The sequence below is a fragment of the Streptomyces mexicanus genome (genome assembly GCF_902506575.1).
GTDB lineage: Bacteria > Actinomycetota > Actinomycetes > Streptomycetales > Streptomycetaceae > Streptomyces > Streptomyces mexicanus.
In genome coordinates this window covers 4,545,557-4,559,754 of sequence record NZ_LR732544.1, presented here as the reverse complement: position 1 = coordinate 4,559,754, position 14,198 = coordinate 4,545,557, and the positions used below count along the sequence as shown (strand labels likewise).

Annotated in this window: 11 protein-coding genes and 1 pseudogene; 2 read left to right on the top strand and 10 right to left on the bottom strand. The window is 72.6% G+C overall.

Going from position 1 to position 14,198, the window contains the following annotated elements; all coding sequences use genetic code 11:
- Positions 1–257 precede the first annotated feature (257 nt).
- From galK to galT, 3 genes are read right to left on the bottom strand one after another with little or no spacing between them, the layout of a single operon-like run.
- A complete protein-coding gene (gene galK, locus GV126_RS20495; protein ID WP_159668880.1) occupies positions 258–1,421 on the bottom strand; it encodes a galactokinase in 1,164 nt (387 codons plus the stop codon).
- Complete coding sequence (gene galE / locus GV126_RS20490; RefSeq protein WP_159668878.1) at positions 1,422–2,390, bottom strand: UDP-glucose 4-epimerase GalE; 969 nt, start codon at positions 2,388–2,390, stop codon at positions 1,422–1,424. It lies immediately after the preceding gene.
- Positions 2,390–3,469, bottom strand: coding sequence for a galactose-1-phosphate uridylyltransferase (galT, locus tag GV126_RS20485; protein WP_159668875.1), 1,080 nt, complete (start codon positions 3,467–3,469; stop codon positions 2,390–2,392). Before galT ends, galE begins: the two co-directional genes overlap by 1 nt.
- Positions 3,470–3,713: 244 nt before the next feature.
- Here galT and GV126_RS20480 point away from each other — a divergent pair, with 244 nt between their 5' ends.
- Positions 3,714–5,405 (top strand): sodium:solute symporter family protein, encoded by a 1,692-nt coding sequence (locus GV126_RS20480; protein WP_159668872.1) that lies wholly within the window; start codon positions 3,714–3,716, stop codon positions 5,403–5,405.
- Positions 5,406–5,426: 21 nt separating this feature from the next.
- A complete protein-coding gene (locus tag GV126_RS20475) occupies positions 5,427–5,738 on the top strand; it encodes a hypothetical protein (protein ID WP_159668869.1) in 312 nt (103 codons plus the stop codon).
- A 32-nt stretch (positions 5,739–5,770) separates the two neighbouring features.
- Here the strand turns inward: GV126_RS20475 and GV126_RS20470 are convergent, their stop codons facing one another.
- The 7 genes and pseudogenes from GV126_RS20470 to GV126_RS20440 all read right to left on the bottom strand — a co-directional run bounded on the left by GV126_RS20470 (position 5,771) and on the right by GV126_RS20440 (position 13,864).
- Positions 5,771–6,442, bottom strand: coding sequence for a helix-turn-helix transcriptional regulator (locus GV126_RS20470; protein ID WP_159668867.1), 672 nt, complete (start codon positions 6,440–6,442; stop codon positions 5,771–5,773).
- A gap of 395 nt (positions 6,443–6,837) precedes the next feature.
- Positions 6,838–8,670: an ABC-F family ATP-binding cassette domain-containing protein gene (locus tag GV126_RS20465; protein WP_159668864.1), complete on the bottom strand. Its 1,833-nt coding sequence runs from the start codon at positions 8,668–8,670 to the stop codon at positions 6,838–6,840.
- A gap of 285 nt (positions 8,671–8,955) precedes the next feature.
- Positions 8,956–9,821 (bottom strand): annotated as a pseudogene (locus GV126_RS20460) (4-(cytidine 5'-diphospho)-2-C-methyl-D-erythritol kinase); the annotation flags it as partial.
- Entirely contained in the window at positions 9,818–10,690 is an 873-nt protein-coding gene (gene rsmA / locus GV126_RS20455) for a 16S rRNA (adenine(1518)-N(6)/adenine(1519)-N(6))-dimethyltransferase RsmA (protein WP_159668862.1), read from the bottom strand. The gene rsmA and the pseudogene GV126_RS20460, both read right to left, overlap by 4 nt.
- A 182-nt stretch (positions 10,691–10,872) precedes the next feature.
- Positions 10,873–12,285, bottom strand: a complete 1,413-nt coding sequence (locus GV126_RS20450; protein WP_236570057.1) for a resuscitation-promoting factor — start codon at positions 12,283–12,285, stop codon at positions 10,873–10,875.
- Positions 12,286–12,384: 99 nt separating this feature from the next.
- Positions 12,385–13,263, bottom strand: a complete 879-nt coding sequence (locus GV126_RS20445; RefSeq protein WP_159668860.1) for a TatD family hydrolase — start codon at positions 13,261–13,263, stop codon at positions 12,385–12,387.
- Between the two features lie 166 nt (positions 13,264–13,429).
- Positions 13,430–13,864, bottom strand: a complete 435-nt coding sequence (locus tag GV126_RS20440) for a hypothetical protein (protein ID WP_159668857.1) — start codon at positions 13,862–13,864, stop codon at positions 13,430–13,432.
- Positions 13,865–14,198 lie beyond the last annotated feature (334 nt).

Genomic DNA, 14,198 nt, shown 5'->3' with positions numbered 1-14,198 from the left:
GAGGGTCACAACAAGAACAAGATGAGGAGAGCCGCGGAGAGCGTCAGATGTGAAAGAGCCGCCGCACGACCACCCCGTGCCAGAACCGGCCCCATCACGGGGCCGACCCGTGACAGAACCCGCCCGATCACGGGGCCGCCCTACCGCAAGAGCCGTCCGACCGCAGGGCCGCTCGACCGCAGGAGCACCCCGCCTCGGGGGCGCCCCTGCCGCAGGACCGTCCGACCGCAGGGCCGCCCGAGCACAGTGCCATGCCGTCAGATCAGCCGCCGTGCCCCCGCCGAGGCCACCGCCTCGAAAACGCGGGGGGCCGTGAAGCCGGCGCCCGCGAACGCCTCCTCGATCGCCTTGGTCAGCGTGGGGACGTCGCCCTCCTCGACGAGGACGACCGCCGAGCCGCCGAAGCCGCCGCCGGTCATCCGGGCGCCCAGGGCGCCGGCGGCGAGGGCCGTGTCGACGATCAGGTCCAGCTCGGGGCAGGAGATGCGGAAGTCGTCGCGCAGAGAGGCGTGGCCCTCGGTCAGGACCGGGCCGATGGCGCGGGTCTCGCCGGACTCCAGCAGGGACACCACCCGTTCGACCCGCGCGTTCTCCGTGACGACGTGCCGGACCAGGCGGCGGACCTCCTCCTCGTCGCCCAGCCGGGCCAGCGCCGCGTCCAGGTCGTCGTAGGGGACGTCCCGCAGCGCGTCCACGCCCAGCAGCGCCGCGCCCTTCTCGCAGCCCGCCCGGCGCTTGCCGTACTCGCCGTCGCTGTGGGCGTGCTTGACCTGCGTGTCCACCACCAGCAGCCGCAGGCCCCGGCCAGCCAGGTCGAAGGGGATCTGACGCTGGGACAGGTCGCGGGTGTCGAGGAACAGGGCGTGGCCGGCCCGGCAGCAGGCCGCGGCCGTCTGGTCCATGATGCCGGTGGGCGCGCCGACGTAGACGTTCTCGGCGCGCTGGCACAGGCGGGCCAGCTGCCAGCCCTTCAGGCCCAGCCCGCACAGGTCGTTCAGGGCCAGGGCGACGACGACCTCCAGCGCGGCCGAGGAGGACAGGCCCGCGCCCGAGGGGACCGTCGAGGCCAGGTGGATGTCGGCGCCCGGTACCTCGTGGCCGGCCTCGCGCAGCGCCCACACCACGCCCGCCGGGTAGGCCGTCCAGCCCTGGGCGGCCGCGGGGGCCAGCTCGGCGACGCGCACCTCGACCGGGTCGCCCGGCATGTCCGCCGAGTGCAGGCGCAGCACGCCGTCGGTGCGCAGCGCCACGGCCGCGACGGCGGTGTGCGGCAGCGCGAAGGGCATCACGAAGCCGTCGTTGTAGTCGGTGTGCTCGCCGATGAGGTTGACCCGGCCCGGGGCCGCCCACACGCCGTCCGGTTCGCCGCCGTACAGCGCTCTGAAGCCGTCCCGCACCCGCTGGGCCTGCTCTGTCGCCACTTACCGCTCCTTCGCGATGTGCTGTGCGAACTCCCAGGCGTCCGCGACGATTCCCGCGAGGTCCGCGCGGGACGGGTTCCAGCCGAGCTTGTCCCGGGCGGTGGCGGCCGAGGCCACCAGCACCGCCGGGTCGCCGCCCCGGCGCGGCGCCACGACCTCGGGGATCGGGTGGCCGGTGACCTGGCGGACCGTCTCGATGACCTCGCGGACGGAGAAGCCGTTGCCGTTGCCGAGGTTGCAGATCAGGTGCTCGCCGGGCCGTGCGGCCTTCAGGGCCAGCAGGTGGGCCTCGGCGAGGTCGGCGACGTGGATGTAGTCGCGCACGCAGGTGCCGTCCGGGGTGGGGTAGTCGTCGCCGAAGACGGAGATCGCCTCGCGGCGGCCCAGGGCGACCTGGAGGACCAGCGGGATCAGGTGCGACTCGGGGTCGTGGCGCTCGCCGAAGCGGCCGTAGGCGCCGGCCACGTTGAAGTAGCGCAGCGAGACCGCGCCCAGGCCGTGGGCGGCCGCCTCACCGGTGATCATGTGGTCGACGGCGAGCTTGGAGGCGCCGTAGGGGGAGGTGGGGGCGGTCGGGTCGGTCTCGGTGATCGGGGTGCTCACCGGCTCGCCGTAGGTGGCGGCGGTGGAGGAGAACACGAGCCGGCGCACACCGGCCTCGCGCATCGCGGCGAGCAGCGCCATGGTGCCGCCGACGTTGTTCTCCCAGTACTTCTCCGGCTTCACCACCGACTCGCCGACCTGCGAGAACGCCGCGAAGTGCAGGACGGCGTCGAAGGAGGCGTCCAGCCACTTGGCGGCGTCGCGGATGTCGCCCTCGACGAAGGAGGCGCCGGCGGGCACGCCCTCGCGGAAGCCCGTCGAGAGGTTGTCGAGCACGACGACCTCGTGTCCGGCCTCCAGCAGGTGCTGGGCCACCACACTCCCGACATAGCCCGCACCGCCGGTCACCAGGTACTTCCCGGGCATCAACTCGCCACCTCTCGCAGTCGCTCGGCCGCGCGCTCCGGCGGCACGTCGTTGATGAACACGCTCATGCCCGACTCGGAACCCGCGAGGAACTTCAGCTTGCCGGACGTGCGGCGGATGGTGAAAAGCTCCAGGTGCAGGGCGAAGTCCTCGCGGACCACGCCGTCGACGTCCTCCAGCGCGCCGAACGGAGCCTGGTGCCAGGCCGCGATGTACGGCGTCGGACGTCCGCGCCCGGTGCCTTCCTTCTCCCCGCCGTCGAAGATCCGGTCGAAGCGCCTCAAGAGTTCCAGATAGACCTGGGGGAACTCCGTGCGGGCCCCCTCCTCCAGCGCGAGCAGGTCGGGGACGCGGCGCCGGGGGTAGAGGTGCACCTCGTAGGGCCAGTGCGCGGCGTACGGCACGAAGGCCACCCAGTGGTCGGTGGCCAGCACCACGCGCTCGGCGGCCAGTTCCCGCTCCAGGACGGCGTCGAAGAGGTTGCCGCCGCCGCTGGCCTGCTTGTGGGCGGCCAGGGAGCGCAGCATCAGCGCGGTGCGCGGGGTGACGAACGGATAGGCGTAGATCTGGCCGTGCGGGTGGCCGAGGGTCACGCCGATCTCCTCGCCGCGGTTCTCGAAGCAGAACACCTGCTTGACGGAGGGGAGATGGGACAGCTCGGAGGTGCGGTCGGTCCAGGCGTCCAGGACCAGCCGGGCCTGCTCGTCGGTCAGGTCGGCGAAGGAGGCGTCGTGGTCGGAGGTGAAGCAGACCACCTCGCAGCGGCCGGAGTCGCCGGCCAGGGAGGGGAAGCGGTTCTCGAAGACCACCACGTCGTAGGCCGAGTCCGGGATCTCGGTCAGGCGGTCGCCGCGGGTGGGGCACAGGGGGCACTCGTCGGCCGGCGGGTGGTAGGTGCGGCCCTGGCGGTGGGAGGCGACGGCGACGGCGTCGCCGAGCAGGTCGTCGCGGCGGATCTCGGAGGTGGTGACGGTCCGCTCCAGCGGGCGCCGGTCGACCGCGTCCCGCACGGTGTCGTCCCGCAGGTCGTAGTAGATGAGTTCACGACCGTCGGCCAGCCGGGTCGAGGTCTTCTTCACGGGCGGTCTCCCCACTGGATCCCTAGCTGCACGCTCCATCACCCAACACAATCAAACATAACACGCCACAACCCACCATCAAAGATCACCGCAGCGCCGACCGCACAGCCCGGGCCGCGACCGGGCCGCACCGACACCCGGTCACATCACAATCGAACAAAGACCACCAACAAAAGTGTTCATTTTCTGAAGGCGAAGGCGTAGGTTCCCCGCTGGATCAGTTCGCGCAACGAAGCGAGTTCTCATGCACACCCCCACATACGCGCCCGCTTACCTGGCGGCGGAGCTACGCCTCCCCACCAATGGCCTGGACTACGCGATCCTCGGCATCTACTTCGCCGTCGTCCTCGGCATCGGCTTCGCCGCGCGCCGCTCGGTGAAGACCAGCCTGGACTTCTTCCTCTCCGGGCGCTCTCTGCCCGCCTGGATCACCGGCCTGGCGTTCATCTCCGCCAACCTCGCCGCCACCGAGATCCTCGGCATGGCCGCCAACAGCGCCCAGTACGGCGCCTACACCGTGCACTGGTACTGGATCGGCGCGATCCCGGCCATGGTCTTCCTCGGCCTGGTGATGATGCCGTTCTACTACGGCAGCAAGGTGCGCTCCGTCCCCGAGTTCCTGCTGCTGCGCTTCGACAAGGGCGCCCACCTGCTCAGTTCGATCCTGTTCGCCTTCGCGGCCATCCTGATCGCCGGTGTCAACCTCTACGCCCTGGCGATCGTCGTGCAGGCGCTGCTGGGCTGGCCGCAGTGGGTGGCGATCGTGGTCGCCGGCTTCTTCGTCCTGGCCTACATCACCCTCGGCGGACTGTCCTCCGCGATCTACAACGAGGTGCTGCAGTTCTTCGTGATCCTCGCGGCGCTCATCCCGATCGTGGTCCTCAGCCTGAAGAAGGTGGGCGGCTGGGACGGCCTGACCCACAAGCTGACCGCCACCCACGGGCACGACTTCACCACCGCCTGGGGCGGCACCGGCATCGGCCACGCCAACCCGCTCGGCGCCAACTGGCTCACCATCGTCCTCGGCCTCGGCTTCGTGCTGTCGTTCGGTTATTGGACGACCAACTTCGCCGAGGTGCAGCGCGCGCTGTCCGCGAAGAACCTCTCCGCCGCCCAGCGCACCCCGCTGATCGCCGCGTTCCCGAAGATCTTCATCGTCTTCCTGGTGATGATCCCCGGCCTGGCCGCCGCCGCCCTGGTGCCGAAGATCGGCACCTCCGGCTCCGGGCTGCAGTACAACGACGCCATCCCCTACCTGATGCAGGAGCTGCTGCCCAACGGCGTCCTCGGCATCGCGGTGACCGGTCTGCTCGCCGCCTTCATGGCCGGCATGGCGGCCAACGTGTCGTCGTTCAACACGGTGTTCACCACCGACATCTGGGCCAAGTACGTCGTCAAGGACCGCGAGGACTCCTACTACGTCCGCTTCGGCCGGCTCATCACCGCCATCGGCGTGCTCGCCTCCGTCGGCACCGCGTTCCTGGCGTCGTCGTTCTCGAACATCATGAGCTACCTGCAGACGCTGTTCTCCTTCTTCAACGTGCCGATGTTCGTGGTGTTCATCGTCGGCATGTTCTGGAAGCGCGCGTCGATGAAGTCCGGCTTCTGGGGGCTGCTCGCCGGCACCACCGCCGCGATGGTGAACTACTTCGTCCTGTACAAGAAGGACATCATCCACCTCCCCTCCGACCAGGGCGCCAACTTCGTCTCCGCGATCGCCGGGTTCGTCGCCGGCGCGGTGGTCATGGTGGCGGTGTCGCTGTTCACCAAGCCCAAGCCGGAGCGGGAGCTGCAGGGCCTGGTCTACGGCACCCGGTCGCCGGGCCTGTCCGAGCCGCCCGCGCCCGGTGACGCGGCCTGGTACCGCCGGCCCGCGCTGCTCGGCTGGGGCGCCGTCGTCCTCGCCGCCCTCTGCTACATCCCGTTCTCGTTCTGATCGCGGGAGGATTGGAAGACCATGTCCGAGTCCGAGAACACCGCACACCGCTCCGGTCACGACGTCCAGCGCGAGGTCGAGGAGCTGGAGAGCAAGTCCGCGACCGCCGCGCGCATCTTCGACCTGCGCCGGATCATCGGCGGCCTGTTCGTGCTGTACGGGATCATCGTCACGATCACCGGGATCACCGACTCCCAGGCGGCCATCGACAAGGCCCAGGGGGTGAACATCAACCTGTGGACCGGCATCGGGATGCTGGTCCTGGGGGTGTTCTTCCTGGTGTGGCTCAAGCTGCGGCCGATAGTTCCCCCGCAGGAGACGGAGTCCGACTAGGGCACCGCTCTCTCTGGCTCACTCGGTGACGCTCAGCCCTGGTGGCCGGCGCGGTCCAGCAGGCCCGTGCGGGCCGCCAGGGCCGCGGCCTCCAGGCGGGAGCCCACCCCCAGCTTCATCAGCACGCGCTGCACATGCGTACGGGCCGTGCTCGGCGCGATGCCCATGCGCGCCGCGATCAGCCGCGTGTCCTCGCCCTCGGCGACTCTGGCCAGCACCTCCACCTCCCGCGGGGTGAGCATCCGCAGCAGCCGCTGCCCCTCGTCGTCGGGCTGGTCGGCCGGGTTCAGCAGCTCGCCGAAGGCCCCCTGCAGCAGTTGCGGGGCCACCGCCGCCTCCCCCGCCCGCGCCTTCATGATCGCCCGCTCCACGCCCTCGATGCGCTCGTCGTGGCGGACGTAGCCCGAGGCGCCCGCGGCGAACGCCGCGGCGATGCCGCGCGGCGAGGGCACCGGCCCCAGCACGACCACCGCGACCTGCGGACGCTCCCGCTTGATCTTCACCACCGGGTCGAACGTGCCCGGCTCGGCCGGTGCGGCCGTGCCCAGCAGGCACACCTCCGGCGCCCGGCTGATCACCAGGTCCGCCGCGCCCGCGGCCGGCGCCGCGGCGGCCAGCACCCGGTGCCCGCGCAGCTTCAGCGCCGAGGCCAGCGCCTCGGCGAGCAGTCGGTGGTCGTCGACCACCATGAGCCGCACTCCCATCGAGCAACCCCCCAGTCCCCCCACGGACGCATCCGGGGATGCCGAAACCACCGCCGGGCGGCGGGGAGGGCTGCGGGGGCCCGTCCTGTGGTTCGGGTGCCCCCGGAGGGCCCTGCGGCGGCTGGTTGGGCGGCTGAGTCATCAGCGCGTCTCCCCCTCGTTCACTGATTTTTCGCCACGCCCTGAGATTCACGAAGGACCCAGAGTCGTACTGCTCACATGAATCGGACAGTTCTCGGACGGCTCTTTCATATCACCCGCCGCCGACAGCAGACCGGGCCGTGACCGCCCCTGTGCCCAAGGGCGGACCGGCTCGTGATACCGCCGTTACGGTCCTTCACGCGCCTTTCACGCGGCGCGCGCGCCCGCCTTCACACGCCCCCTCGGCGGCTCGATCACTGGGCGTCCTCGGCGAGTTCCAGCCAGCGCAACTCCAGCTCCTCGCGCTCGGCCGTCAACGCGCGCAGCTCGGCGTCGAGTTCGGCGACCTTCGCGAAGTCGGTGGCGTGCTCGGCGATCTGGGCGTGCAGCTTGGTCTCCTTCTCCGAGACGCGGTCCAACTGCCGCTCGACCTTCTGGAGTTCCTTCTTCGCGGCGCGCAGCTCGGCGGCGCTCTTCTCCGGCTTCTGCGTCTGCGCGTCTGTCCCGGCCTTCTCGGCGGCGGGCGCGGCAGCGGTGGCCGCGGCCCGCTGCTCCATGCGCTGCCTGCGCTCCAGGTACTCGTCGATGCCGCGCGGCAGCATCCGCAGGGTGCCGTCGCCGAGCAGCGCGTAGACGGTGTCGGTGGTGCGCTCGACGAAGAACCGGTCGTGGGAGATGACGATCATCGAGCCGGGCCAGCCGTCGAGCAGGTCCTCGAGCTGGGTGAGGGTCTCGATGTCGAGGTCGTTGGTGGGCTCGTCGAGGAAGAGGACGTTGGGCTCGCCCATCAGCAGGCGCAGCAGCTGCAGCCGCCGCCGCTCACCGCCGGACAGGTCACCCACCGGCGTCCACTGCTTCTCCTTGCCGAAGCCGAACGTCTCGCACAGCTGCCCGGCGGTCATCTCCCGCCCCTTGCCGAGGTCGACGCGCTCACGCACCCGCTGCACGGCCTCCAGCACCCGCCAGTCCGGGTCGAGTTCCCCGACCTCCTGCGACAGGTACGCCAGCTTCACCGTGCGGCCGACGGCGATCCGGCCGCCCGCGGGCTGCGCCTCGCCCTCGGTGCGCGCGGCCTGCTCCATGGCCCGCAGCAGGGAGGTCTTGCCGGCGCCGTTGACGCCGACCAGACCGACGCGGTCGCCGGGGCCGAGCTGCCAGGTGACGTGCTCCAGCAGCACCTTGGGGCCGGCCTGGACGGTCACGTCCTCCAGGTCGAAGACGGTCTTGCCGAGCCGGGAGGAGGCGAACTTCATCAGCTCGCTGCGGTCCCGGGGCGGCGGCACGTCCTTGATCAGCTCGTTGGCGGCCTCGACGCGGAATCGCGGCTTGGAGGTGCGGGCCGGGGCGCCGCGCCGCAGCCACGCCAGCTCCTTGCGGATCAGGTTCTGCCGCTTGGCCTCCTCGCTCGCGGCGATGCGCTCGCGCTCGGCGCGGGCGAAGACGTAGTCGGAGTAGCCGCCCTCGTACTCGTAGACGGTGCCGCGCTGCACGTCCCACATGCGGGTGCACACCTGGTCCAGGAACCACCGGTCGTGGGTGACGCACACCAGCGCCGAGCGGCGCTCGCGCAGGTGCCGCGCCAGCCAGGCGATGCCCTCGACGTCGAGGTGGTTGGTGGGCTCGTCCAGGACGAGCACGTCCTGCTCCTCGATGAGCAGCTTGGCCAGCGCGATGCGCCGCCGCTCGCCACCGGACAGCGGGCCGATGACGGTGTCCAGGCCCTTGGGGAAGCCGGGCAGGTCCAGCCCGCCGAACAGACCGGTCAGCACGTCCCTGACCTTGGCGTTGCCCGCCCACTCGTGGTCGGCCATGTCACCGATGACCTCGTGCCGCACGGTGGCCTCGGGGTCGAGGGAGTCGTGCTGGGTGAGCACGCCGAGCCGCAGCCCGCCGGAGTGGGTGACCCGTCCGGAGTCGGCCTCCTCCAGCTTGGCCAGCATCCGGATCAGGGTCGTCTTGCCGTCGCCGTTGCGGCCGACGACGCCGATCCGGTCGCCCTCGGACACGCCGAGTGACACACCGTCGAGCAGGGCACGCGTGCCGTACACCTTGCTGACGTTCTCGACATTGACGAGGTTGACGGCCATTTCGCTCCTGTACAGGGGGGTGGGTCAGCCTTCAAGCGTAGGGCCTCGGGGGAAGGGCGCGGCGCGCGAGGGGATGGTCACTCTATGTGGTGACGTGATCGGGGAGCGGCGGCTACCTGGAGGGCGGGCAGCAGGATCCCGTTCATGGGAGGAACCATGACCGCCGAGTCCGCAGAGCACCGACTGGGCATGCACCGCGACCGGATCGAGGTCGACAAGCCCTGCCCCATCGACATCGACCCGACCGCCGTCGACGACCTCTGAGCCCCGATCAGACCACCGTCGCCCCGGTCGCCGAGACTCGGCGACCCGGGCCGCACGGCACGTCCCCGACGCCCGCAGCGCCTCCGCCACCGCAGCCGCCGACTCGGCGTCCGCCGCGAGGAACGCCGTCGTGACACCAGCCCCGCCAGCGCCCCCGCCGCACGGCCCGCGGCCAGCGTGTCCGCCAGCGACGGCCGCAGGGACAGCGCGGCCGGCTGGAGGTCGTTGGAGAGCGCGGCCGCGAGCGCGTGCACGTCCCCCTTGGCCAGCGCGGCCAGCAGCTCCTGCGAGGCCACCGGCTCGGGGATGTCCCTTCCCTGCGCCAGCCGGCCGAACTCGCCGTACACCGCCGGTGTGGACAGCCCGCCGTCGGCGAGGGCGAACACCCAGTGGAAGGTGCCGCCCACCTCCAGCGGCGTCAGCCGCCCCCCGCGCCCGGTGCCCAGCGCCGCCCCGCCGACCAGGCTGAACGGCACGTCGCTGCCCAGCTCGGCGCAGATGTCGAGCAGTTCCTCGCGCGAGGCGCCCGTGCCCCACAGCGCGTCGCAGGCCACCAGCGCGCCCGCGCCGTCCGCGCTGCCGCCCGCCATGCCGCCGGCCACGGGGATGTCCTTGGCGATGTGGAGGTGGACGTCCGGAGTGCGGCCGTGGCGCTCGGCGAGCTTCTGAGCCGCGCGGGCGGCGAGGTTCGTCCGGTCCAGCGGGACCTGGCCGGCGTCCGGACCCTCGCAGGTCACCCGCAGCTCGTCGGCCTCGGTGACGGTGACCTCGTCGTACAGGCCGACCGCCAGGAAGACGTTCGCCAGGTCGTGGAAGCCGTCGGGGCGGGCGGCGCCCACCGCGAGCTGGACGTTGACCTTGGCGGGGACACGGACGGTGACGCTCACTGGTTTCCGGGCTCCTTGTGCTCTGCGATGCGCGCGAACTCCTCCACCGTCAGCGCCTCGCCCCGCGCCTGCGGCGAGACACCGGCGGCCACCAGCGCCGCCTCGGCGGCCGCCGCCGATCCCGCCCAGCCGGCCAGCGCGGCCCGCAGGGTCTTGCGGCGCTGGGCGAAGGCGGCGTCGACGACGGCGAAGACCTCGTCCTTGGTGGCCGTCGTCTTGATCGGCTCGGTGCGCCGCACCAGCGACACCAGGCCGCTGTCGACGTTCGGCGCGGGCCAGAAGACGTTGCGGCCGATGGCCCCCGCCCGCTTGACCTCGGCGTACCAGTTCGCCTTCACCGACGGCACCCCGTACACCTTCGAGCCGGGCGCGGCGGCGAGCCGGTCGGCGACCTCCGACTGCACCATGACGAGGGTGCGTTCGATGCTCGGGAACGTGTCGAGCATGTGCAGCAGCACGGGCACGGCGACGTTGTAGGGCAGGTTCGCCACCAGTGCCGTCGGGGCGGGGCCCGGCAGCTCGGTGACGTGCAGGGCGTCGCAGTGGACGAGCGCGAACCGGTCGGCGCGCTCGGGCATGCGGGCGCCGATCGTGGCGGGCAGCGCCGCGGCGAGCACGTCGTCGATCTCGACGGCGGTGACGCGGTCGGCGGCCTCCAGCAGGGCCAGGGTGAGGGAGCCGAGCCCCGGGCCGACCTCGACGACCACGTCCTCGGGTCGGACGCCCGCGGTGCGGACGATGCGGCGGACGGTGTTCGCGTCGATGACGAAGTTCTGGCCGCGCTGTTTGGTGGGGCGTACGCCGAGGGCCGCCGCCAGCTCGCGGACGTCGGCGGGACCCAGCAGGGCGTCGGGGGTGGGGCTGCTCACGGCACAAGGGTACGGGGGTGCGCCGCGCCCTCCGTCCGTCCGTGCCCTCAGCGCCCTCCGACCGTCCGTGCCCTCAGGCCCGTCACGGCCCCTGGCCCCTCGCGGCCCCTGACCCGTGGCGGCCCCCGGCCCGTCACGGTCCTCGCCGCGTCACCGCGCTCGGGGGCACGGCTCCCGGCCCCTCACCGCGCCGGGTCCGTCAGCCGCGCCCCGCAGTGCGGCCAGGGGCTCGTGCCCCGGCTCAGGTACAGCTTCTTGGCGCGGTAGGTCTGCTCCTCGGCGGAGGCGTCCTGCGGACGGCCGCGGCCGCCGAGGCGGTGCCAGGTCTCCTCGTCCAGCTGGTACAGCCCGCCGTAGGTGCCGGAGTCGTCCACCGCGTCCGCCCGCCCCCCGGACTCGCACCGGGCGAGGCCCTGCCAGTCGAGGTGGTCGGTGCCGTGCACCGAGCGGGGGTGGGGGCGGGTGCCGACCCGGACGATCCGCGTCCGCGGCGCGCGCACCACCTCGGACCCCACGAGCCGGGGCCGCTGCCGTACGCCGTTGACGGCGCGCACCGTGTAGGTGACCCGGCGCACTCCCGGCTGCCCGTCCTGCTCGATCACCTCCGTGCCCCTCGGCAGCGTCGGGTCGTCGGTGCGCCGCACGGCGAACGGGATCGGCTCCTCGCGCACCTCCCGCGCCCCGGTGATCCGCAGCACGGTGACGGTCTGCCCGTCGCGCGGGAAGCTGTCCAGCGGGACGGAGGTGGTGTCCTCCCCGCGCAGGACGATCCCGGCCTGCTCCACCGCCTCCCGCACGGTGGCCGCGTTGGTGCGTACCGTGCGCGGCCGGCCGTCCGCCATGATCGTCACCGAGCGCTCGGTGCGCACGTGGAGCGGGAGGCCGGCGCGCGAGATGGCCTGCGAGCGTGTGGTGGACAGGTACGCGCCCTCCGCGCGCACGCCCCACTGCCGCAGCGCCCCGTCCACCGTGCGCGCCGTCGTCCACACCTCGTGCCGCTGCCCGTCGAGCGTGAGGCGCACCGGCCGGCCGTGGCGCACCGCGACCTGCCGGCCGGCGACGAGCGGGGTGCCGGGCGCGGGCGTGACCCGGTCGTGCGGGCCGAGCGGCACGCCTTCCTCGGCGAGGAGTTCGGACACGTCGTCGGCGAAGGTGTGCAGGGTGCGCGGCCGGCCGTCGACGGTGAGCCCGACCGGCTTGTCCTGGGCGACGAAGGCGGTGGTGCCGCCCGCCAGGAACGCCACCACCAGGGCCTGCGGCAGCAGCCGCCGCACGTTCGTCTCCGGCCGCCGCACAGGGCGCGTGCGGCGCCGCCGCGCGCCCCGCCGCGCATCACCGCGCCCCGCCGGCCGGGGAACCGAAGCCTCCGGTTCACCGGCCCCATCGGCCCCACCGGCACCGACCGTCCCGAGGGTCGTCCCGGGGATCCCGGAGGTCCCAGAGGTCCCAGAGGTCCCGGCGGTCGCGTCGTACGCCTCGTACGACGGGCCGCAGGGCTCATACGGCAGGCGGGACGTCTCGTACGACGGGCGGTACGTCTCGTAGGGCGGGCGGGACGTCTCGTACGGCGGGCTGCTCACGCAGGCACACTCCACAGGGCGGGGTCCGAGCGGTCGGATCGGAGCCCCAGAACCTAGCGGAGCGATGGTCACTCTCCAAAGCGGCGCGACTACACAGGGTGCCCACCGTGACGGTCAGTAGCCGAAGGCGCGGGCGGTGTTCGCGGCCAGGGCCGCCGCCATCGCGTCCTCGTCGATGCCCCGCACGGCGGCCATCGCCCGCACCGTGACCGGGATCAGATACGGCGCGTTCGGCCGGCCGCGGAACGGCGCCGGGGTGAGGAACGGCGCGTCGGTCTCCACCAGCACCAGCTCCAGCGGGGCGACGGCCAGGGCGTCCCGCAGGTTCTGCGCGTTCTTGAAGGTGACGTTCCCGGCGAAGGACATGAAGTAGCCCGCGCGGGCGCACACCTCGGCCATCTCCGCGTCGCCCGAGTAGCAGTGGAAGACGGTCCGCTCGGGGGCGCCCTCCTCCTTGAGGATGCGCAGGACGTCGGCGTGGGCCTCCCGGTCGTGGATGACCAGGGCCTTGCCGTGCCGCTTGGCGATCTCGATGTGGGCGCGGAAGGACCGCTCCTGGGCCTCCTTGCCCTCCGGGCCGGTGCGGAAGTAGTCCAGGCCGGTCTCGCCGACGCCCTTGACCTGGGGCAGCGCGGCCAGCCGGTCGATCTCGGCGAGCGCCGCGTCGAGGGCCGCCGCACCGCCGGGCTCGCGGGCGCCCTGCCGCGACCAGCCGTCGGGGTCGCCGTGGACGATGCGCGGCGCCTCGTTCGGGTGCAGGGCGACAGCGGCGTGGACGTGCGCGTGGGCCGCGGCCGTCTCGGCGGCCCAGCGCGAGCCTGCCACGTCGCAGCCGACCTGGACGACCGTGGTCACGCCCACCGACGCCGCCTTGGCCAGGCCCTCCTCGACGGTGCCGGACTGCATGTCGAGGTGGGTGTGGGAGTCGGCGACCGGGGTCCGGAGGGGCTCCGGAAGCGGGGGCGCCGCGTTCTTGTCGGCGTTCGAAGGCATGTCTCGATCCTACGAAAGGGGCATGCCCTCACCGCCGGCGCGGACCGGCCGGCCCAGCACCCCTGCCGGTGGCCGGCCCAGCCCGCCTTTCCGTGATCGGCTCCGCCCGCCCTCCCGGTGGCCGGCTCGACCCGCCTCGCTCAGCCCGCCCTCGCGGTTGGCCGGCTCAGCCCGCCTTGCGGTGGAACGGGTGCAGCAGGTCCGACAGGTGCCAGTGGTGCTCCTCCGGCTTCCGGGCCGTCGCCTCCTCCCCGGGCGCGGACTCGGACGCCGGGGCCACCGCGGGCCCCGCCGGACGCTGCTGGCCGCGCTGCTCGCCCTCGTGCAGGTGGCTCTGCGCGGAGGCCACCCGGCCCGGGCGCATGATCCGCACGACGTGGCCGTCGCAGTTGCGGCAGGCGGGCCGGCTCAGCGGCGACGGCACGACGCGGCCGTCCGCCACGTACAGCACGAACTCGTTGCCGTCGGCGTCGGTGTGGTGCTCTATCTCGTAGGACTGCTCCCAGCCGTGCCCGCAGCGCATGCAGGCGAAGGAGTAGGACTCGTTGACGACGGCGGTCGCCGCGCCGCGGTGACCGGCCTGTCCGGTGGTCTCGCTCATGCCGGCTCCTCACGTTCCGCTGAAGGTGGGGGGACGGTCTGTCCCCTCGCCTCCAGTGGACGCCTCCACCAGCACGAACGCAGCCGACCTGTCGAGTGTTGGAGGCGATTTGGACGTTGCTTGCCCAAGGCTCCCTCCGACGGCGGATATCGCTTTGCTGTTCGGAAACGGGGCTTTGCCCGCGCATGGGGCGCACGCTCATGCGAGATACGCCCTGCTCAGGGCGGGTGTGAGCGACGTCTCGCGCCGGGCGCGCGGCCCGGCACGCCGAGCGCGCCGCACCACGGCACCGCGCGTCCCTCGGGCCACTCGGCCCCCGTCCCCGCCATGTGCC